Annotated in this window: 12 protein-coding genes; 5 read left to right on the forward strand and 7 right to left on the reverse strand. The window is 40.9% G+C overall.

The features are described from left to right. The first annotated feature begins 210 nt into the window (after positions 1 to 210). Complete coding sequence (locus SYJ56_RS24880) at positions 211 to 1,437, forward strand: hypothetical protein (protein ID WP_323838935.1); 1,227 nt, start codon at positions 211 to 213, stop codon at positions 1,435 to 1,437. A gap of 397 nt (positions 1,438 to 1,834) precedes the next feature. Beyond that, on the forward strand, positions 1,835 to 3,529 hold the full coding sequence (locus SYJ56_RS24885) for a hypothetical protein (RefSeq protein WP_323838937.1): 1,695 nt from the start codon (positions 1,835 to 1,837) through the stop codon (positions 3,527 to 3,529). 290 nt (positions 3,530 to 3,819) lie between these two features. Here SYJ56_RS24885 and SYJ56_RS24890 read toward each other — a convergent pair whose 3' ends face one another. The 6 genes from SYJ56_RS24890 to SYJ56_RS24915 form a co-directional block, all read right to left on the reverse strand. After that, positions 3,820 to 6,183, reverse strand: coding sequence for an ABC transporter permease (locus SYJ56_RS24890; protein ID WP_323838939.1), 2,364 nt, complete (start codon positions 6,181 to 6,183; stop codon positions 3,820 to 3,822). 113 nt (positions 6,184 to 6,296) lie between these two features. Then, positions 6,297 to 8,747 carry an ABC transporter permease gene (locus SYJ56_RS24895; protein WP_323838941.1) on the reverse strand — a complete coding sequence of 817 codons (2,451 nt, stop codon included), beginning with the start codon at positions 8,745 to 8,747 and terminating at the stop codon, positions 6,297 to 6,299. Positions 8,748 to 9,109: 362 nt separating this feature from the next. Further along, the gene (locus SYJ56_RS24900; RefSeq protein ID WP_323838943.1) at positions 9,110 to 11,431 is read right to left on the reverse strand and encodes an ABC transporter permease; all 2,322 of its coding nucleotides are present in this window, start codon (positions 11,429 to 11,431) and stop codon (positions 9,110 to 9,112) included. 148 nt (positions 11,432 to 11,579) lie between these two features. After that, positions 11,580 to 12,275, reverse strand: coding sequence for an ABC transporter ATP-binding protein (locus SYJ56_RS24905; RefSeq protein ID WP_323838945.1), 696 nt, complete (start codon positions 12,273 to 12,275; stop codon positions 11,580 to 11,582). Between the two features lie 218 nt (positions 12,276 to 12,493). Next, complete coding sequence (locus SYJ56_RS24910; protein WP_323838946.1) at positions 12,494 to 12,862, reverse strand: four helix bundle protein; 369 nt, start codon at positions 12,860 to 12,862, stop codon at positions 12,494 to 12,496. Positions 12,863 to 12,985: 123 nt separating this feature from the next. Further along, positions 12,986 to 14,233 (reverse strand): efflux RND transporter periplasmic adaptor subunit, encoded by a 1,248-nt coding sequence (locus SYJ56_RS24915; RefSeq protein WP_323838948.1) that lies wholly within the window; start codon positions 14,231 to 14,233, stop codon positions 12,986 to 12,988. Positions 14,234 to 14,562: 329 nt separating this feature from the next. On the opposite strand from SYJ56_RS24915, the gene SYJ56_RS24920 reads away from it, so the two are divergent. From SYJ56_RS24920 to SYJ56_RS24930, 3 genes are all read left to right on the forward strand, one after another. Next, positions 14,563 to 15,951 (forward strand): sigma-54-dependent transcriptional regulator, encoded by a 1,389-nt coding sequence (locus SYJ56_RS24920; RefSeq protein ID WP_323838950.1) that lies wholly within the window; start codon positions 14,563 to 14,565, stop codon positions 15,949 to 15,951. Further along, positions 15,941 to 17,293 (forward strand): sensor histidine kinase, encoded by a 1,353-nt coding sequence (locus SYJ56_RS24925; RefSeq protein ID WP_323838952.1) that lies wholly within the window; start codon positions 15,941 to 15,943, stop codon positions 17,291 to 17,293. Before SYJ56_RS24920 ends, SYJ56_RS24925 begins: the two co-directional genes overlap by 11 nt. A 976-nt stretch (positions 17,294 to 18,269) precedes the next feature. Then, positions 18,270 to 18,791, forward strand: a complete 522-nt coding sequence (locus tag SYJ56_RS24930; protein WP_323838954.1) for a hypothetical protein — start codon at positions 18,270 to 18,272, stop codon at positions 18,789 to 18,791. A gap of 197 nt (positions 18,792 to 18,988) precedes the next feature. Here SYJ56_RS24930 and SYJ56_RS24935 read toward each other — a convergent pair whose 3' ends face one another. Continuing rightward, the gene (locus SYJ56_RS24935; RefSeq protein WP_323838956.1) at positions 18,989 to 21,145 is read right to left on the reverse strand and encodes a TonB-dependent receptor; all 2,157 of its coding nucleotides are present in this window, start codon (positions 21,143 to 21,145) and stop codon (positions 18,989 to 18,991) included. Positions 21,146 to 21,698 lie beyond the last annotated feature (553 nt).

The following is a 21,698-nucleotide window of genomic DNA, read 5'->3' on the forward strand; positions in this document are numbered from 1 at the left end:
CCTCTTAAAAGGATATGATTGATTTTTTCCAATCTAAAAACAAAAAATGGAGTGAAAAAAGACGAAAAATCCCTGAAGTTTTTCAAGACAATTCTTTTGCAACGGTCTTAATCCATAGCAGTTTAATCTATTGTCCAGTTTTTTGTTGCAAATCCACAAGTTAACCGATATCTTTAATTTATATTTTTTTTACTCATAAGACTTCGAAAGATGAAAATATTAGTGGGATTTCTAATTGTAACTTTTGTTTCTACTTCTTCATTTAAACTAAATGCACAATCGAACATGGATATGTACAGGGCCTCAACACCAGTTAGGGTGTATGATCATATTCATTTATTGACAGTACAAGAAGAACTATATACCGTTGAAGACCAGTTTGCTGAAATTGCTTTGATGATTAAAAGGTTTGTTGAACCTTACCCTGGTTTTACATTTCAATCAAAGGTTACATCAAAAACTGTGAAATCCAGCAGTTATAGGAATGATATTGCAGAATGTATTAAATCCATGGAGACAATTCGGCAGATAGGGGCTTTTGCCAGTATGCTTTACTTTGGCGAGTTTATAGAATATAAACCTATTCTGGATAGTTTGTTAAGCCAACTTTCAAAAGAGGATAAATACCAGTATAACGACGCATTAGATATTGTGGTAACTATACAAGCAGCTTCTGGTTTTTCGGAACTAGCTGAAAAACAATTAAGTGCTATGGAAAATGTAATTTCAGGAGTTAAAGCAGAAATGCATCTAGCAGTTACCCATTCAAGCAGTTCCAATTTCGAATTAGCTGAAAAATATGCACGTTCTTCATTTAAGAAAAGTGAAAACGATTTGTATAAATATGAACGAAACAGAACTTTTTTTCAATTATGCAGAAATTTGGGTGAAAGAAAACAAATAGAACTTGCGAAAGAATTGGCACTATTGCTCAATGATGAACCCGACATTGCAGTTGCTTATGGTTTTATAGCAAAAGGGGCTAATGATTCTGATTTATTGAGGCAAGCGATTAACATGACTTCAAATTTTGAGGTTAACAAAAAAAATTATGTTCTAAAGGAACTAGGTGTTTTGGCTGCCCAGAGTAAACAAAAAGAACTTGCAATTGAATCTTATAATAATATGAATATGAGCAATCTTAGGCAAAACGCTGTTCGCGTTTTATGTGAGATTGCCAGGGTTTATGAAGATTTAAGTTACCTAAATAAGGCTTACTCAATAACAAAACAAATTCCTGACAGGGTATACCATGCCAAATCTGATGCAACCATTTGGATGGCATATTCAGAAGTAATAATCAACAGTAATGAAGATGAGTTAGGTATAGTGCTATACGGATTGACTAAGCTAGAACCACGATATCAAATAAAATTTGACATGAACCTGTTAAACATCCCCTCACAGCGTTTTCATTATAAAGACTCTGGGTATTAATAATACATCAAAATATTATTAATAGATCATTTAGAGGGATATTGTTATTTTGTATACTATATTGGTTCGGTAACCAACTTTAAAAAACAATAGAAATTTAATATATTATTTCTTTAAAATAATATATTAAAGAAATGAAATTACAACTTTAGAATATATAATCAAATTCAACAACCAAAATTTTCTTTGCAAGAAAATAGAAGCGGATGAGGGATACAATTTCGGTTTGGTATTTAAAATTGGATTTTCAATGGTATTGAACCACCCTTGAAATCATCACCAAAAACACTTCAACAAGCAATAGATTTGTTAGTCGAGGAACTTTTTGAGTATATTTAATAAAATGAAGTAAAATCCCTATTATTTTAATACATATAAATTTTATTCTCTACTTATTATGAAATATGTCCGACAGCTATTGTTAGTATTTTTGCAAGTTGCATTTTTAATTTTATTTAGTACCTACAGCTATTCGCAGGAAGGGGCTCAAACCTCTAATTTGAATGGTATCTATTCTTGTGTTGTAAAAAGCAAAAGCTTTTCCAAGCCTAGATTGACACAGATATTTATTTATGAATATGTTAAATCAGGGAATAATTCAAGGTTTTTTTGTCAGATTAAACAGTTTGCCGGAAAAAAGGCCTCAGATAATTTTAAAACTACTTATTACATAGCAAACTCCCGTTCAACTGACGGTAATTCATTCATGATTAAATCTATTGTTAACTTAGATTATAAGGGGAATACACATGAAATCAAGGAACTGAAAATCCTTCCAAACCAAGAAATTGATATAACAAGCTTGGATTTTCATAATACTTCCAATACAATTACAGGTATTTATATGAAGGAAAGTGGGGATTCCGCTGATTTTGAAGAATTTTTAGGTACAGTCTATTCCAAATTGCAAGAACGTACCCAAAAAGTGGGACAACAAACGGATGAAGTTGTTTGGGGGACAAAAATTGCCAATTCTGGGAAAAGATATAATTCTGTAAAACAAAATGGAATAAAATTGTCGTCAGAAGTTACTCATCTAGCTGATTTTCGTGATTTATCACAAATTCGGATGAATTATGTATATCAAAACATGAATTCAGTTAACTCAACTATTAATGATATAAGTCAATCTTTACCTACGTTATTAAAATATAAATACCAATCCCAAATAGATCCATTAATCTATCATTTTCCAAATTTAAAGGAGATTTTAGTCGAAAATAAAACAACGGGGGTTACAACTCATAGAATATTAGTGGATAGAGGTTTAAACAGTTTCAATTTTGATGTAGAACTAACATCTGAAGGTTTAAAAGAAAGGGAAATGGAGGAGGAAAAGATTGCAAGTATTGCTCAAGCAAAAAAAAATAGAGAAGAAGCTATAGCGAATGAAGCAAAATTATCTAAAGAAAAAAAAGATAAATCAGATGCGGAAAAAGCAATATTCAATCCTTCGGGAGTAGTCTTAAAGCTTGATGGCTCCTCGAAAGGCACACGTAATGAGGTAAATAATTTCTTGTTTGGAAAGGAACTAACTCAATTATTTCAGCAATATTCAAACAGTGTAGTTAAAGAATTTGAGGATAAGGGAGCGATTAATTCTATTGATACTGAAGCATATTTTAAGAATGTTTTTTATGGTGAGTTTAATAAACTAAAACCTGAATTGGTTAGCAATAATCTATTTGGAAGTAAAGATTACTTTCCTGAGTTTCACAATGCATTTATTTTCTATGCCTATAAAAAATTTGGAAAATCCTATTTTCCAAATATGGTTTTAAAAGAGTTTGAAATATTGACAACCGAAACCAGAACAAATAATTTTGGAAATAAGGACGTAACAGAAATTCTTACACCATATGAAATTTATTTGCCCATATCCCACCTTGAAAAGTTTAACCAATACCTAAGTAAAGATCAATTTTCTAGATCTGGAGAAGATTTTTTAGTGGAGTTTGAATATTTAATTTTATCATTTTTAGATACCTACTCGGCAGATTCTTTGGCATTTGCCCAAATGATGAAAAACCTTTATAATTATTCAAACGGGTTGCCTCCTGTATCCAAAAAAGATCAGCTTGATCATCTATAAAGTTAGATCACATTGTTCCATCTTCTCATCTTTAAAAAATAGATCCCCCGTGAGGCGTAGTCAAATAATTACTTTGAACTAGGTAGAATCCTTTCTATTCCAGCCCTCCCGACAATTGTCGGGATGTAATGGGCTAAAACATAATCTAAAAGCCATAAAAAAACCTGCGAAGTTTTATAAACCTCAACCATTAATTGAAGCACCTTTTCGGCCTACCTCCGGCAGGTAAACTTTCAGACTTAACGCTTTCCTATTTTGTCTTGTCTCTAGCTACTTGCTACTCTAAAAAGCTACTCGCTCTTAATCGCTTTCACAGGATTGGAATTAGCAGCCTTCAACGATTGAAGGGTAACGGTCACCAAGGCAATTCCCAAAATGGTAGCTGCTGCGAGGGGGATAAACCACCACTCAAAGCTGATCTTGTATTGATAGCCTTCCAGCCAATCCTGCATCAGCCAAAATGCCACACCCGAACCGATTGCAATTGACAGCGCTACAATCAAAATAAATTCTCTGTTGATCACCTGAAGGATGGAAAGTGTGGATGCTCCAAGCACTTTTCGGATGCCGATTTCCTTGGTTTTCTGCTCTGCAATATGTGCCGACAGTCCCAATAGCCCCAGACAGGAAATCAGGATTGTCAAGATGCTGAAGTATTGCGCCAAATCCCTCAATCTCACATCTTCCTGGTAAAGTCTTGCATAATTCTCATCCATGAAACTGTAATCGAAAGGAAACTCAGGGTTGAGGTTTTTCGCAACATTTTCGATGAAAGCAACTGTATTTTGAATTTCTGAGGTATTCACTTTCACATAGCCTTGCCAGGTATTGGCTGGATCTAAGAGCAAAATAGCAGGAGCTACATTTTGTCTGAAGCTTTCAAAATGAAAATCTTTGACTACTCCAGTGATGGCTCTTTCATCTTCCCACAATCTGAAAAACTCAGATCCTTCGTGATCTTTTTGCATCAGTTCATAGGCAGTCTGATTTAAGATAGCACCCGAGGTAGAATCGGCCCCATTGACTCGATCGAAATCCCGCCCTTTCATCAGCTCCATACCAGACGTTTTCAGAAAATCATAGTCCACTCGGATGATTTCAAAAAGCGCGGAATTTTCAGGGTCTTTTCCCTCCCATGATACGCCTCCTGTGTTGGAATTCCTTCCCAGCATTCCAAAGGAGGACCTCGTAACCGATTCTATGTTTTCATTTTTCTCCAATTCTGCTTTGAAGACATCAAAACTTTCCAGCAGTTTGCCTTCTAACGTCACATGGATCAGCTGATCCTTGGAATAGCCCAGGTCTTGATTTAGCGCAAAATTGATCTGCTGATACACCACGACCGTAGCGACGATCAGAATAGTAGCTAAAATAAATTGAAACAAAACCAAGCCTTTTCTGGCCAGGATCACGCCTTTACCGGCGCGGGTGAATGATCTGAATACAGACACCACTTTGGTAGCAGATAGATAAAATGCTGGATAGCTTCCCGCTACTATTCCTGTAAATACTACAACTGCCACCAACTGAAGCCAAAAGGTCAGTTCCCCATAAGGGACAGCCATGATTTTGCCAGTAAGACTATTGAACACCGGAAGTGTAGCCTCTACAAGAAGTATCGCCAGAATAGCCGAGAAAAACGTAATCAAAAGTGATTCAGACATGAACTGCAACACAAGTGATTGCTTGTTAGCTCCGGCCACCTTTCTCACCCCCACCTCTTTGGCTCTTTTCTGTGACTTGGCCGTGCTGAGATTCATGAAATTGATGCAGGCAATGATCAGAACAAATAGCCCTATCATGCCAAACAGTTTCACATTTTTGATCCTCCCCTCAATCGGTTGCCCATCTTTCCAGCTTCCATGCAGATATAAATCCGCCAGCGGATAAGCAAATAAATTTACATTTGAATCCTCATTTCTCTCCGCTATATAGTCAGCAATACGATCTGAAAATGCTTCTCCATCTGTCCCCTTTTTTAACTTGACAATCGTACTTGGTCCATTATTCCCCCATTCATCCAACCAGTCATTCTCTGCGAAGAAAACAGCGTATGGTAGCAAATATTCAAAGCTCCAGGAACTAGACTCTGGCAACGACTTCAGTACACCCTGAACAATGTAATTTTTGGAGTCCGATCCTGTCTTTATTTCTACATCTTCTCCCACTACATCCGTACGTCCAAAAAGCTTAATCGCTCCCTCCTCGGTTAGAATCACCTGATTATTCTCTGTCAAAAACTTATTTTTATCTCCATTCAAAACATCAAATTGAAGGATATCTAAAAAGTCATGATGTGTATAGAATCCATTCAGCTTAACTTTTTTCTCTGCCTTCACGAAGAGTTGAGTCATATTCCAATTGTATGTAGCTGCATATTCTACTTCCGAAAGAGTGGCTTTCATGTCTTCAGCAAGCTTGCCGGGAGTGGAAGTGGTGGTGAAAATATCCGAGCCATACGACTGATGCTCTATCATTTGATAGATCTGATCCACATCAGCAAATTCCTGATTGACATTCAGCTCGGATTTGACCCAAAGCCCGATCAAGATCGCTGCCCAAAGTCCCAGAGATAGGCCAAATAAATTGATGAAAAAAGTGAGCCTATGCTTCGCAAATCCCCTTAGAGCAATTTTAACATAGTTTTTAAGCATAATCAGAGTAGTAAAGTGAGGGTTTTTCTTGATTCTTGACTCTTTTATTCTTGGCTCTTTATTCTTGGATCCAGCATCTTGATACTTATGTCTTGATACTAGCTACTTGCCAATCACTCGCTTTTCAACGAATTCACAGGATTCGCCGTGGCAGCTTTTATGGATTGATAGCTGGTAGTAAGAAGAGCAATCAAAAGGATTAGCAAGCCAGCCTCCAAGAATATTGGCCAACTCAAATCTTGTTTGAACTGATAGTCTTCAAGCCATTTTTTCATTGCCCACCAAGCAAGCGGTGAAGCGATAAGAAATGCGATCAAAACAAGCTTTGCAAACTCTTTTGAAAGCAGGACAATTATGCTTCCTATACTTGAGCCCAGCACTTTCCGGATACCGATCTCTTTGGTGCGCTGCTCGGCGGTAAATGCCGTCAAAGCAAATAACCCCAAGCAGGCAATAAGTATCGCAAAACCTGCGAATATAGCAAACACCTTCCCTAACCTAGTCTCAGCGGCATACATAGTTCCAAATCGATCATCTAAGAAGGAATAGGTAAAAGGCTGGCCGGGAGCAAGTTCATTCCATTTTGATTCGATAAAAGTGACCACCTCGTCTGTATTGGAGGAATTGAATCTAAAGGAAGCTATCCCATTGGGTCTTTCATTCAGAAATATCATCACTGAGCCTATATTCTCCTTCAGGGATTCGAAGTGGAAGTTTTCTACAATTCCTACCACCGTTTTTCCCTGAAGCTCCTCCAAATCCAACTCTTCACTGTCCCGCATCGTGAAGATCTTTTGACCGACAGGATCACCCACAAAATTGAAATTCCTCGCAGCCGTCTCATTTAGAATTACCGCATTGGAGTCTGAAGGGTATTGGATCGAAAAGTCTCTGCCCTCTACGATTTTCATATCCAGCGTGCTTATGTAATCGTAGTCCACCGACCAGTTTTGCAGGGAAACCAGGTTCTCTGATTGCTTTGGGTCTTTACCCTCCACCCACCAGGGGGTATCATTGCGCCAAGTACCAGACACAGGCAAAAATCCTGTAATCGTCCCGCTTTCCATCATGCTATTCGCAAGAACCTCCCGCTTGAACGTTTCGGCCTGATCACCCAGCGCATAGATGTCATCGATGGTAATTACCTGCTCCTTGTTGAAACCGATCTTCTTATTCTGTATGTAATTCAACTGATTGAAAACTGCAAAAGTCGCTATTATGAGAATGATGGATACCGCAAACTGAAACACGACCAATGAGCTTCGGATCATACCACTTTTCATCCCCATAGATACTTTGCCTTTGAGAATACTTATTGGCTTAAATCCGGACAGAAAGAAAGCGGGATAAACCCCAGCCAGTAAACCAGTACCAATAGCTCCAATTATTAGAATCCCATAGAATGTAAGCTGGGAAAATGGTACCGTAAGTTCTCTTCCTGCCAGCTCATTGAAGAATGGAAGCAAGAGGGTAAGTATAGGAACAGCTATAAAAAAGGAGATGACGCTCAGCAGGATGGATTCCATCAGGAACTGCCGGATCAGGTGTGAGCGAAAAGACCCCATTACTTTTCTGATTCCTACTTCCTTGGCCCGGTTGGCGGATCTGGCTGTGGATAGGTTCATAAAGTTGATACAGGCAATCCCCAAAATAAACAGGGCTACTGCGACGAAAAGATAGATGTAAGTGATGTTGAAATTTGGTTCAAACTCCCCATCCAAATCACTTCTGAGGTGGATATCTCTCAAAGGCTGAATGCCGAACTCAAATTTTCCGCCCTCGGAAGTAAGGGTTTCGATTGTTGACCCCTCACCAAAGATCTGTCTGATTTCCGGCTCCATGTGCGTCTCGATCAGGGAAGTCAACTTGCCTGCCAATGCATCTGGATCAGCGTTTTCCCTCAGCTTAAAATACGTTTGGAAATTATTGCTTAGCCAAACAATTCGTTGTGCTTCTTCAAGCCCTTCTGCAGCAAGCAAAAAATCAAAATGAAAGTGGGAGTTTCTGGGGATATCCTGATATATACCTGTAATCCTAAAATCCATATCATTGTCCAAGGTCAAGGATTGTCCCAAGGCATCCTCATCGGGAAAGTATTTCTCAGCTGCGCTTGCACTGATCGCCATGGTATTGGGCTCAGATAATGCACTTTCCGGATTGCCTGCCAGCATAGGCACTCCAAACACGTTGAAGAAATCCTTGCCTGCCCAGACTACTTTATGCTCTTTGATATTTTCCTCCTCACGTTTTACCAGATAAGAACCTCTGGTTCTAAAGTGCACCGCAGCCTCCACTTCCGGAAAATCCTCCGGCAAGGCAGCGGCCAAAGGCGCCGGAGCCTGCACCATATTCCAGTGATTTCCGCCGAAAACTATCTCGCTTTTTATTCTGTAAATTCTGTCAGCATCCTTGAAACCGGTGTCATAACTCAGCTCATTGATAACAAAAAGTGAAATAATCATGCATATCGCTACGCCTACCGACAATCCAAAAATATTGATGAAGGTATAGAACTTATGCTTTCGCAAATTTCTGAGGGCTATGGTAAAGTAGTTTTTGAGCATGGTTTTACTGATTTAAAGATTGGGATATCTGATTACCTGAAATTATGCCGACAACCTTATTTTCTTTGTTTCTCGGGTTGGAAGACCGATGACCGAAGCACTCTAAAACCTAGAGTTAAACTTATTCTTAGCTGCTTTTGGATCTCTTCTGCCAGAAAAGCGAAAACAATAAAATCCTATATCAATTAGATGCCTTCTTTGGACGAAAGGTTGCATCCAATCTTATCTTATTGGCTGATTCTTAAATGATTCAGTCTTTAGCTTAATTGGACTTAGCTTGAGATCCCCACGGTTCTGCAGCACTTGCATCCGATTACATTGAAGTGACACCTGACACCCAGCATCCGACAACCAACACCTTTCTACTCACTTTTCAGCGAATTCACAGGATTAGCCGAAGCCGCCTTATAGGCTTGCACTCCCACGGTAATTACCGCAATAACTACCAGCAGAACCCCAGACCCGGCAAATATCCACCAACTCAGACTTGTCTGATACGCATAGCTTTTCAGCCAATTATCTGCGAAATACCAAGCCAATGGCACAGCTATAACAATGGAAAGTAGAATAAGCTGCACGAAATCTCTGGACACCAAAGTCAATATCCCAAGGGTAGAAGCTCCCATTACTTTGCGGACACCAATTTCTTTCTTACGCTTTTCTGCAGTGAATGCTGCCAAGCCAAATAATCCAAGACAGCTCAAGAAAATCGCCATCACCCCGAAGTATTTCGCGAGCTTAGACACACGCTGCTCGGCGGCATAAAGGGACTGATAATCTTCATCCATAAAAGAATAATCCATCGGCTGAGCAGTTTGCTTCACAAAAAGCTCCTCGATTCCCGCAATGGTTTCCTTTTGATTCTGTGCGCCAATTCTCACCATAATTTTTCCGGCAAAGCCCTTGTCGTACTTCAGAAATGCAGGCTTGACATTTTCTTTCAATGACTCAAAATTAAAATCCTTGACTACTCCTATCACTTCTTTATCGTCACCCCAAAGATTTACAATCTGCCCGACTGGATCCTCGAAGCCAATCGTACGAACAGCAGCTTCATTCAAAATTATTTTTGAATTTTCCTCTCCAAAGTCTGGAGAAAAAGCCCTTCCATCGACCAATTCCAGCCCCATAGTCTCTACCAAGCCCATATTGACCGTTATATTTTCGAATTTCACCTGTTCATCGGGATTTTTACCTTCCCATGTAAGACCAATTGTTGAACTGCTCAAGCCAACTAATGGATGACTCAGACTGGATGCGTCCTCAACTCCTGGGGTGCTTTTGAGCTCCGCCAGAAATGAGTCTAGCTGGTTGGGATTGACCCCAGAGGCATTTATCTGAAGGAGATGGCTCTGATCATAGCCGAGATTTTGTTTTTGGATGAAGGACATTTGCTTGCCGATCACTGAGATCCCGATGATCAGCAAAAGTGAAATCACAAACTGGAAAACAACTAGGCCTTTTCTCGCCAGCAACTCTCCAAAACTTCCCTTGACAGCTGTTTTCATCACCTCCACGGGCTTAAACTTGGATAGGTATGCAGCGGGGTAAATCCCCGCCAAAAAGCCTGTCACCAGACCTATCCCAATTAAAATCAAGATCAATTCAGGTTGAAAAGACAAGCTTAGCGTCTTTGAAGTGACCTGATTGAAAAATGGTTGTAAAATATAAGTAGACACAATAGCCACCACTAAAGCCAAAAAAGTGAGCAATAGTGACTCGACCATGAACTGACTGAAGAGACCTCCCCTGCTTGCACCCATGGATTTTTTGACGCCGATTTCCTTCAAGCGACTCATTGATCTGGCGGTAGTCAAGTTCATAAAATTGATGCAGGCAATGATCAAAATAAAGAGCGCGATAGCCGAAAAAAGTTTCACATAGCTGATCCTTCCTCCTGCCACTTTGCCATCTTCATATGTTCCGTACAGATACGTATCACCATATGCCTGCACAAAAGCAGAAACATTACTTCCCTCATCTTTGGCTTTGATAAAGCCGGCAATTTGCTCATTGAAGGCTTCGACATCTGTATCTGGTCGAAGGAGGACATAAGTGGAAGCATTAAAATTATCCCAGTGTAGGCCATCACCGAGCATCTGCTTGAAATAAGAAAAAGAAAGAAGGTAGTCTGACCTGTCAACATCCATAGAACTAAAGTCTTTGAAAACTCCAGTCACTTCAACCTCATTCTGAAAATCAAATACCTGCCATTTTACGGATTTACCAATCGCTTCTTTTGGTGAACCAAAGAGCTTGGTTGCCAAGGTCTCAGATATCGCCAAGCTATTGATGCCTGTCATAACCTGGCTAGGATTGCCCTCCACAAAATCAACCGAGAAAATATCGAAATAGCTTTGGTCCACAAATAAACCATCTCCCGTCATCTTGGTATCACCATTTTCAAAAGCGACTCCTTCAATGAATGGAGAGGTTCCGGCAGATAATTCTACCTGAGGCAACTCGGCTTTCATCGCTTCCGCCATATCACCTGGAGTAATTCCGATTGTGACGATTCCACCACTGTTATTGTGGTTGGTCATCACGGCGTAGATTCGATCTATCTTCTCATGATAACGGCCAATACTCAACTCATCCTTCACCCAAAGCATGATCAGAACCACCGTGGTAAGACCTATTGCCAATCCAAACAGATTTATTGCGAAGATCTTTTTGAACTTCATAAAGCTGCGGAATGCGAGGGTAAGTTGATGGCGGAGCATTTTGTGTGGGAGGTTTGTTTTTTAAGTTAGTACCGATGAAAAGTGATCGATGTCCGGTGTCCGATGACCGTGAATTCATCCGGCATCGGGCATCCAACACCGGTCAACATCAAACATGAAACTGCTCTCTGATATTCTCTGTCACCACTTTGCCATCAAACAGATTAATGATACGGTGTGCATAGTTCGCATCATGCGGAGAGTGGGTTACCATCACGATTGTGGTTCCTTCATTGTTGAGTTCTTCCAACAGACGCATTACTTCTTCGCCATTGGTAGAATCCAAATTACCTGTAGGTTCATCGGCAAGAATCACAGAAGGCCTGGCTACAATTGCTCTTGCGATGGCCACACGCTGCTGCTGTCCACCTGAAAGCTGCTGAGGAAAGTGGTTTCTCCGGTGCATGATATTCATGCGTGTTAGTACTTCTTCCACTTTTTTCTTTCGCTCGTCTGTAGGTACCTTCAAATAAAGAAGAGGCAGCTCAACATTTTCAAATACAGTGAGTTCATCTATCAAGTTAAAGCTCTGGAATACGAATCCGATGTTGCCTTTTCTGAGCGAAGAACGCTGTCTCTCGGAGAATTTAGCGACTTCGTTGTCCAAGAAATAATACTCTCCTCCATCCGGATTATCCAGAAGCCCGATGATATTCAGTAAAGTAGACTTGCCACACCCTGATGGACCCATGATGGCGACGAATTCGCCTTTTTTGATTTCGATATGGATACTATCCAAAGCGGTTGTCTCTACCTCTTCGGTAGCGTACATTTTTCGGAGATTGACGGTTTTGATTACGTTCATATTTGTTATTGTTAGATGTCGGATGTCGGGTGACCGATGTGGTTTGAACCTCTATCGTTGGTTAGATTTTTTATTGTTTTATGTCCGATGTTTGATGCCCGATGTTCTGAGCACCACTGTCATTGGTTAGAATATTATTTTTGCTGTTTGTTGTTTGATGTCCGATGACTGGTGACCGATGTATCTTAACCATCATACTTATTCTATAAACTCAAAGTCTAATTTATTTTTGATTTGAAGGATTGCATCATGTTCATTAGATGAAAAGCCTCGGCATAAAGTGTGTTAAACTGTTCTTGATCAATATATTTTCTTCTTACGGCTTTATGAAGACAAGTCACAACTTCAGCTAATGACCTAATCGCATAGCCCATGAATTTCTTGTATTCAGGGTTACTTTGGGAGATAGATCCTTCAGCAATATTTAGGGCGATAGAATCCGCAGCACGTCTTGACTGTGATATCAAATTATATAGTTCGTCCTTATGAAAGCCCTTAGAGACACTAAATATATCTTCTCCAAAATCCATGGCCTTTTGCCATATTTGAAGCTTCTCGAATTTGAAATGAGGCACATATTCTTCCATCGCTATATAGTTTAAAACATGATTTCATTATTCACTCCACTCTCCACACCTATCATCCGACATCAAGCACCGGTCAACCAACATCCGTCACCGGACATCTGACACCCAACACCCGACATCAAACTACTTCAACTCCAGCACCTCATTTTTCCCGAAATTCTCGTAGCCGCTGATGATTACTTTTTCTCCTTCGACAAGTCCTTCCAAGACCTCATAGAATTCAGGGTTTTTGTTTCCAAGCCTGATATTTCTCTTTTCGGCATTTCCGGATGAATTGATCACAAACACCCAGTTCCCTCCTGTATCCTTAAAGAAACCGCCTGTAGGCAAAAGCAAACTCTGCTCACTATCACTTAGCTGCAATCTGATTCTCACACTCTGCCCTCTTCTGATTCCCTGTGGGCTTTCACCTGTAAATGTCATATCTACTTCAAATCGTCCATTGGTAATCGTCGGATAGATCTTCGTGATTTCAAGCTCATGATCTACTCCACTTAGCGTGAACTTCCCTAGAAGTCCCCTACCGATTCTCGGCAAATACAACTCATCTATCGGTACCCGCACTTTAAATTCATCCTGAACATCAATCTGTCCATACCGCTCACCCGAATTGATTGCCTGACCCACCTCGATTTGTTCCATGGCCAATTGACCTGCTATGGGTGCTTTAATCACTAGGTTATTTAAGATCTGGCCCACACCATTAAGAGAAGCATTCATTCTGTTTTCAGACTGCCGAAGTTGTGCAAGCTGATAAGATCTTGCGATGGAATCACTCTTATAGGACTTATAAGTCAATTCCTTTCTTTTCAGATTGTACTCATATTGCTCTGCTACTTCTTCATATTCCCTGTCAGAGACCAGTTTCTTCTCGTGAAGCTCTTTGAATCTCTTATACTGAGGTTCCAGCAAACTGATCTGATAATCAATCTCTGCAAGTTGTCCTTGCTGGCTCAGGTCATTTTGATCCAAGAAAAGACGCGTCTGACGTAGGTTATTGATCTGCTCATACAGCATGGTTTCCCGCTGCATCACGTCCAATTGCAAATTAGAATTGGCCATCATCAGGATTGTATCTCCCACATCGACCGAAGCGCCGGATTCGCGGACTATCTCAGCTACCATTCCTCCTTCCACAGCATCGAGGAAAAAAGTCTGTGCAGGTTCGATCTGTCCCGAAACCAATATATAATCTGTAAACTCACCTTTCGAAACTGTCGCGATACTCAGGCGATCCTTCTCCACATTCATAGTGGATCTGTGATCCGCGTATGCGATTTGGTAAATAATCCCAGCGACTAATACGACTCCGCCAACGATCCAGGCGATTCTCCTAGGGGTCCAGGTTTTCTTAGCTAATTTTCTATCCATTGTGTGTAAATGCCATTTTCGGGCTGTCTCCATTATGCCAAATGGTATGCCATGCAAAAAATCGCCTTTACAGGCTGGTTTCGTTGATTTCGGAAAAATTGGAATCGAGACTCGCGAACATTTTCGTCCGCGAGCGAACAAAAGAATACAAAGTCGAATATATTTCACCTAACTTGTATCTCAGCTATATCCTGTAAAAACAGCCTCAAATTGTCCGAAATCAAACGTTTTGTAGCAAATTTATATTGTCTTGTTTTTCGGTATGCTTTTGGAACAAGAGCACAGCGCAAGCAGGATAGGTTTCCGTGCTTTTTTAATTCCTTTTTACTATGAGCGAGCAACGAACAGGCAAAATTCTTATCGTAGATGACAATGAAGACCTTTTAAAGGCAGCAAAAATTTTCCTGAAGCGGCATTTTTCTCAAGTAGATACAGAGACCAACCCTGACCTTCTTCCCATCCTCACACATAATGAATCGTATGATGTGATTTTACTGGACATGAACTTCACTAAAGATGTGAGTTCAGGACAGGAAGGCTTCTATTGGCTAGACAGGATTCTGGAACTTGACCCTTCCGCAGTTGTGGTCTTGATTACAGCTTATGGCGATGTGAACCTTGCGGTAAAAGCTATTAAGGAAGGTGCTACTGATTTTGTCCTAAAGCCTTGGGAAAATGAACGCTTGCTTGCAACATTGAATTCTGCCTTGCAGCTTCGCAAAAAGAAGATGGAAGTGGATTTATTGAGGGATCAAAAGCAAACCATGGAGCAGGACATTGATAGTAAATTCAAGGACATTATCGGCCAAAGCGATGCAATGCAGAAGGTTTTTGAGACAATAGAACGAGTGGCAGTCACTGATGCCAATGTATTGATTTTGGGAGAAAACGGTACTGGAAAAGAGCTAATCGCCCGGGCAATTCATAGACATTCCCGTAGAAACAGAGAAGCATTTGTAGGAGTTGATTTGGGTTCTATCACGCAAACTCTTTTCGAATCAGAGCTTTTCGGGCATAAAAAAGGATCTTTTACTGATGCCAAAGAGGACCGTGCAGGCAGATTCGAGCAGGCACATAAAGGAACACTTTTCTTGGATGAAATCGGAAATCTTCCACTAGCACTTCAGTCCAAGCTTTTGGCTGTACTTCAAAACCGACAGGTGACACGTGTGGGAGCAAATCGTCCAGTGGAGGTGAATATCAGACTGATCTCAGCAACCAATATGCCTATTCATAATATGGTCTATGAAAATGGTTTCCGTCAGGATTTACTATATCGTATCAATACCATAGAAATTCAGCTCCCCCCGCTTCGCGAGCGTATCGAGGATATACCTCTTTTGGCAGACCATTTCATTACTTTTTATTCCAAAAAATATAACAAGGATATACGCAAAGCCTCTGAACCTCTGGTGAAGCGTATGACTAAGTACCATTGGCCCGGCAATATCCGTGAGCTACAGCACAGTATAGAGCGTGCGGTAATTATGTCCAACCATAATGTGCTGCAGCCGGAAGATCTGTTTTTACAGAAAATGAGCCAACCTGAGCGGCATGATGAATCCGTCAGTTTGGAGCATCTGAATATCGAAGACGTGGAGCGAATTCTAATCAGAAAAGCACTGCAAAAGCACAATGGTCATATCACGCGTGCAGCCGAGGAACTCGGTTTGACACGATCCTCACTCTATCGCAGACTGGAGAAATATGGTTTATAAGAGGTTTTCACTAGGAGTTGGCTTTCGGATTTTCGGAATTATCGCTAATCTGTACCTCGGACTTTGGCTGTATTACAGTCAAAATCTTTGGTTGGCTCCTGCCATATTAGCATTAATCGCGTTATTTCAGATCGGTGAAATGATTTACTATGTCAATTCCATCAATCATAAACTCGCCCGATTTCTTGATTCCATCCGGTACGCTGACTTCTCAAGTTCCTTCACCTCAGACAGTAAAATGGGAAAGTCCTTTCGCGAAGTAAATACCTCTTTCAATCAAGTGATGGAGGTTTTTAAACAAACCCGTGCCGAAAAGGAAGAACAAATGCTTTTCCTTCAGGTGATTATTCAGCACATCAATACAGGCATTATTTCTTTCAATGATGTAGGGAAAATAGGGGTAATCAACAATGCTGCGAAGCATTTACTTCAGATTCCACAATTTCGGGACATTACTGATTTGGGTAAGCTATCTCCCAAACTCCTTGCGGATGTGATGGATATGAAACCAGGACAGCGGATCTCGAAAAAAGTCAACCCTTCCCTTCACCTGATCATCCAGTCCACTTCCCTAAAGATGGGAGGCCAAAGCTGGACCTTACTTTCGCTCCAAAACATCAATGCAGAACTTCAATCCAATGAACTGGAAGCCTGGCAAAACTTGACTAAGGTGCTTCGCCATGAAATCATGAATTCCATTACACCAATTTCCAGTTTAGTGGAATCACTTCGTACTATTCTGGATGAGGATAGCTACGTGCAGCAGGAAGGCTTTCTGATCAAAAGGGATGGTTTCATGGATATGCAGGAAGGGTTGGATACCATCGCCAACCGCAGCAAAGGCTTGGTAAATTTTGTGAATGCCTATCGTGACTACACCAATATTCCTGCTCCAAAAAAAGTAGTAATGCCGGTGAGGCAGCTGTTTGAAAATGTGCTCCATCTGATGAAGGAGGACTTAAAATCGGCTGAAGTAAAAGTAGAAACCAAGGTTCATCCCAGTGACTTGGATATCCATTGCGATCCGGATCAGATCACGATGATCTTAATCAATCTGGTGAAAAACGCTGCCGAATCACTACAATCTCAGGCTGACCGTACGATATGGCTTTCTGCAATTGGCCAGGGGGATTTAGGGCTGATGATACAGGTGGAAGATTCCGGTCCGGGAATTATCCCTGAAGCTCTGGAAAGGATTTTTGTGCCTTTCTACTCTACCAAAAAGACAGGAAGTGGCATTGGCTTGGCTATCTCAAGGCAGATCATGAATCTCCACAACGGCAGTCTTCAAGTGACTTCCATCCCGAATGAACGGACGGTTTTCACCATGAATTTTAGATAGCCCAAGCCAATGTGAGAGTCGCCACTCACATTGAATCAAGCGAGTAATTCTGCCATTCGTGTGACACGAACGGCGGCTAATAAAGGCTTTTTTTACCACAAAGCACACAGAGTCCCGATAGCCATCGGGATACGCAGAGGCCACCACTTAATAATTTTCAGTTTATCCGGAATCACGCTCTCGCTTGGTTCAAGTCTTCAGACTTGGACCATAATCAATGCAGTCTTTAGACTGCTGTTCCGAACTAGTGCTAACCGTTCGTGACGACACGAACGGCGGCACAGTGCTACCTGACGAATCGTCTCTACTATCTGCACAAGACAGTTCAGATTTAACACCTTGGTTAAGTGCATAGAGATGCCCTGGAGAACCTGTCCCGTAACGAAGTGGTCTGGAATATGCGGTTTTTGAGACGCAGGAGCAGCCGTGAAGGAAATTGGCTAGCTCGCGACCTTGGAGCGAAATCCGCCGATTTTTAGGCAGCGAGAAGTCCAAAAAATCAAATCGGTCCGCAATCTTTTGAATTTCTTGATTTCTTAACCGATTTGAAGAATAGCCTCGGGCGAAGATTTTTGCCTGTCCGCCGGAGGAGATACTTTTGATCCCAAAAGTATCGAAGAAAATAGCAATAACGCTATATATAAGAGTCAATAGGAGAGTTGAGGGTAGCCTGATTCCCGAAACCAATGTGAGTGTCTCCACTCACATTTAATTAAGGAAATATTTTCGCCATTCGTGTGACACGAACGGCGGCTAAGATAATGTTCGCATTTCTATATTTTTCTATGCGACTCCTATGTGGTTACCCTTTTTTCACCACATAGAATCATAGATTACATAGCTTTGAAGTTCCCTCCCTGACCCCTACTTGGTTTAAGTCTAGGAGCTGCATTTTCTTTCATCTTCAAAAAATACTACACCAACTTCATTACATTGTTTATCAAGACTTTGTAACTTATACAAAACTGTAAACGAGATGGATAATAATTTTTTGACCCAAACCCAGATAGCTTTTCACAATTTAAATGGCTTGGTAAACGGTATTGCCATGGATGGCAAAATCAACAGAAGCGAGTACGAGGCACTGAAGGCTTGGTGCCAAACGCACGAAGGGCTTTGTTCTGATGAGCCCTTTCATTCCTTTTTTGAAGAAATAGCAATCAAAGTCAAGACAGGCACCATCGGCTCGGAAGAGATCGTTGAACTTAAAGAGATTCTGGAAAAATACGCGCTGAACTTCGAGGAAGAAGACAAGACTAAAGCAGACCTCCACTTTCTCCAAGGAGTTTGCTATGGAATAATGGTTGACGGAGATATCAATAGCTATGAGCTGGAAATGTTAAAAAAGTGGATGGATGAAAATGAACACTTGAGCGCAACCTACCCCTTTAATGAAATTTATGAAGTCGTGGAACAGGCAATTAAAATTGGCAAAATTGACGACGGAGAGTACAGGTATTTGGTAACCTATTTCAAGGAGTTTTTGAAGATTGACTAGGGAATATTTTGCCATTCTTGTGACACGAACGGCAGCTTAGGTATTTACTGTGAATTTCAGATAAGAAAAGTCTATTTTACCGCAAAGCACACAAAGTATTACGCGGAGACCACAATTTAGTGTTATCCAGTTTATCGGAAACTGCATTAGTCCAAGTCCGAAGACTTGGACTAATGCAGTTTGCAATCTAGAACCTCTCAAAACTTATACATAGCCGTCATCCCAAAAGTCACCGGATTCCCCAGGTGAGAAGGACCAAAATTGTAGGCATAATCGATATAAGTTTCATCAAAGATATTTTTACCCCAAAGAGTAAGCTCAATTGTATCGGATACGACCCCAAACTTCACATTTGCAATCTGATATGCCTCTTGATTGATGGTGTTTTCCAGATTGAAAAACTGCTCTCCGAAGTACAACCACTCTCCTCTTAGCATCCAATCAAGTGTGTTCGAATTAAAAAATTGTGGTGTCCACTGTGCAGCAAACATTGATGTCAACTCAGGAGTAAAAATCTGTCTGTTTCCGGAAAAATCCACTTCTCCCGATTCTCCCGGAAGCATCAATTTGTCAAACGTCGCATGTGTATACCCGAAATTCCAGTCAATGCTTAAATCCTTAGCTGGAATGGTATTGACCTCCCACTCTATTCCCGTACTAGTCAAGTCACCTGCATTTGTGGTCACTACTATCGCGTCCGGCAAAATCAAACCGGGAATCTGTACATCTGAAATAGTAGTAATAAAAGCAGAAACATTAACTCTCATTCTTCTATTGAAAAAATAGTTTTTACTTCCGATTTCAAAGTTATTTGAGAACTCAGGATCATAGGTAAACAAAGGGGGATTGCTTGGGTCTGAACCAATCTGAGTCAAGCCTCCTGGTCTAAAGCCACGGCTATAGCTCCCATATACTTCATTGGTACTTGCCAACTGGCAAGCCAAAGCGACTTTAGGTGAGATCGCATTATAACTTACATTACCTGTAGTATCCGGCTGAGTGACCATGGGATCACCTTGCCCAAAATCCATTTCCTGAGAGACTGTTAGTTTCTTCTTTTCATAATCCGAACGCAAACCGCCCGTCAGTTTTAACTTCTCCGTCAAGCTATAGCTAGCCTGTCCGAAAAAAGCGAATCCATACCCAGTAGCGATATTCGTATTAATGGTGGTGAAATTGGAAATCGGAGAACCAATCAATGCTGCATCATCTCCGAAGTAAATCCCCTGCTTTGTTGGAGCCTCCGAATTGAATCCAAAGAAGCCAACCTGCCAATTCAGTTTCTGGCCGGTATTTGCAGAAGCTAACCTAAATTCCTGAGTCCATACAGAAACAGTATTCCAATCATTTCCATAGTTATTCACGATAGAAACTCCATCGATTGGCGAAAAATCCCCATCTATAGGAGTCTTATAATAGCGGTAGTTATTTTGATAGGCTGTCTGTGAGGAAAAATTAAACCTAGGACCAGTATTTTTGAACACCAAAGAAATATTTTGGTTATCATCCACCATTTCTGTAAGGGCATTTTGATTGACTTCAAACGGATTTTCCAATGCTGATACTGGATCTGGTGCCAAGGAGAATGGGCCATTATTTCTTCCAATATTGGCTTTGAAGTTTAGAATTGCTTCCCAGTTTTTTGCAAAAAGGTAATTAATATTTCCTGCTATAAGCGTGTTCTTTTGCTTATCAAAATCACTGTCGTTGAAAAGATTAGTGTAATATCCGTCGAGTTTGTCTGACAACACAGAAAACCCTAGATATAGCTTTTGATTCACCAACATAGTCTTTGCTCCTATTGCCAATCTAGAAAAACCATAATTTCCCACGTCGGCGCGGATAAAGCCCGAACCTTCATCTGACTTAGGTTTTGTGATAATATTCATTACACCACCCATTGCATTTCTGCCATACAGCGTTCCTTGTGGTCCTCGTAATACTTCAATTCTTTCCACATCATTTAGCAGGAAGAAATAGGTATCCAAGCCAAATTGATTTACCCCATCCACATAAGTCGCCACTGCCGGCTCATAGGAAGTAGTGGTGATTCCACGTATGGAAATCACGTTTCGATTGTCTCCTGGATTAGATGAGTAAAAGTTTGGAATGTAGCCACGAAGATCTTTTGTCTGCCAAAGGTTCATTTCCTCCACCTTACGATCATCAATTGCTGAAACAGAGAAAGGCACTTTTTGGAGATTTTCGCTCTCCTTTTGGGCAGTTACCATGACTTCTTCCAGCTGAGTTTCGGGGATGGTGTCATTGGTTTGGGCAAAAGAACTCTGGCTTGAGAAGCTTAGCCCGACGACAAGAAATAAGGTTGCTAATGTCTTTGGGTATATAATTGACATAAAAGTATAGGTACAGTTTCAACCGCGAATTTAAGACTAGACGGATTAAAATCCCGATAAAGTGTGACTATTTACGCCTACTGATTCATTGGCGGAATAATTCAAATCAGTCTTGGCGGAAAAATGAATTGAATGAATTCCGGGATTATGGATGATTTTGACAATTGATTAAGGATTTGTTCGACGCCTCCCGAAATCGCTACACTCATCGGGACTGTCGCTTCGGGTCGGGATTTAGCTTCAAGTATTAATAGGAAAAACGACGGTGAAGCCGTCGAACTTCTCAATAGCCCTAGGTGAAACCTATGGAAGAATGTAAACAGGGACGCGGATGGCAACCCCGAATGGGGTTGAACTTTTGTTAAACAGGAAAGGTGTTCGACACCCTCCGGGGTCGTGGGGAATCGTGTCGTCGTTTCGTAGTCCACGGGTTTCACCCGCGGTTAATCGGGATGGGTAGGCGGTGATTTACCGCCGTCCCCCCCACACCACCGGGCATACGCTTTAACGTACCACGGCGGTTTCCTCTATTGATTAACCTTTCTGTACAGCG

The organism is Algoriphagus aurantiacus (assembly GCF_035156405.1).
GTDB lineage: Bacteria > Bacteroidota > Bacteroidia > Cytophagales > Cyclobacteriaceae > Algoriphagus > Algoriphagus aurantiacus.

Coding starts and splice junctions, on each gene's coding strand:
- SYJ56_RS24880 (WP_323838935.1), top strand. CDS start 211: ATGAAAATATTAGTGGGATTTCTAATTGTAACTTTTGTTTCTACTTCT.
- SYJ56_RS24885 (WP_323838937.1), top strand. CDS start 1,835: ATGAAATATGTCCGACAGCTATTGTTAGTATTTTTGCAAGTTGCATTT.
- SYJ56_RS24890 (WP_323838939.1), bottom strand. CDS start 6,183: ATGCTTAAAAACTATGTTAAAATTGCTCTAAGGGGATTTGCGAAGCAT.
- SYJ56_RS24895 (WP_323838941.1), bottom strand. CDS start 8,747: ATGCTCAAAAACTACTTTACCATAGCCCTCAGAAATTTGCGAAAGCAT.
- SYJ56_RS24900 (WP_323838943.1), bottom strand. CDS start 11,431: ATGAAGTTCAAAAAGATCTTCGCAATAAATCTGTTTGGATTGGCAATA.
- SYJ56_RS24905 (WP_323838945.1), bottom strand. CDS start 12,275: ATGAACGTAATCAAAACCGTCAATCTCCGAAAAATGTACGCTACCGAA.
- SYJ56_RS24910 (WP_323838946.1), bottom strand. CDS start 12,862: ATGGAAGAATATGTGCCTCATTTCAAATTCGAGAAGCTTCAAATATGG.
- SYJ56_RS24915 (WP_323838948.1), bottom strand. CDS start 14,233: ATGGATAGAAAATTAGCTAAGAAAACCTGGACCCCTAGGAGAATCGCC.
- SYJ56_RS24920 (WP_323838950.1), top strand. CDS start 14,563: ATGAGCGAGCAACGAACAGGCAAAATTCTTATCGTAGATGACAATGAA.
- SYJ56_RS24925 (WP_323838952.1), top strand. CDS start 15,941: ATGGTTTATAAGAGGTTTTCACTAGGAGTTGGCTTTCGGATTTTCGGA.
- SYJ56_RS24930 (WP_323838954.1), top strand. CDS start 18,270: ATGGATAATAATTTTTTGACCCAAACCCAGATAGCTTTTCACAATTTA.
- SYJ56_RS24935 (WP_323838956.1), bottom strand. CDS start 21,145: ATGTCAATTATATACCCAAAGACATTAGCAACCTTATTTCTTGTCGTC.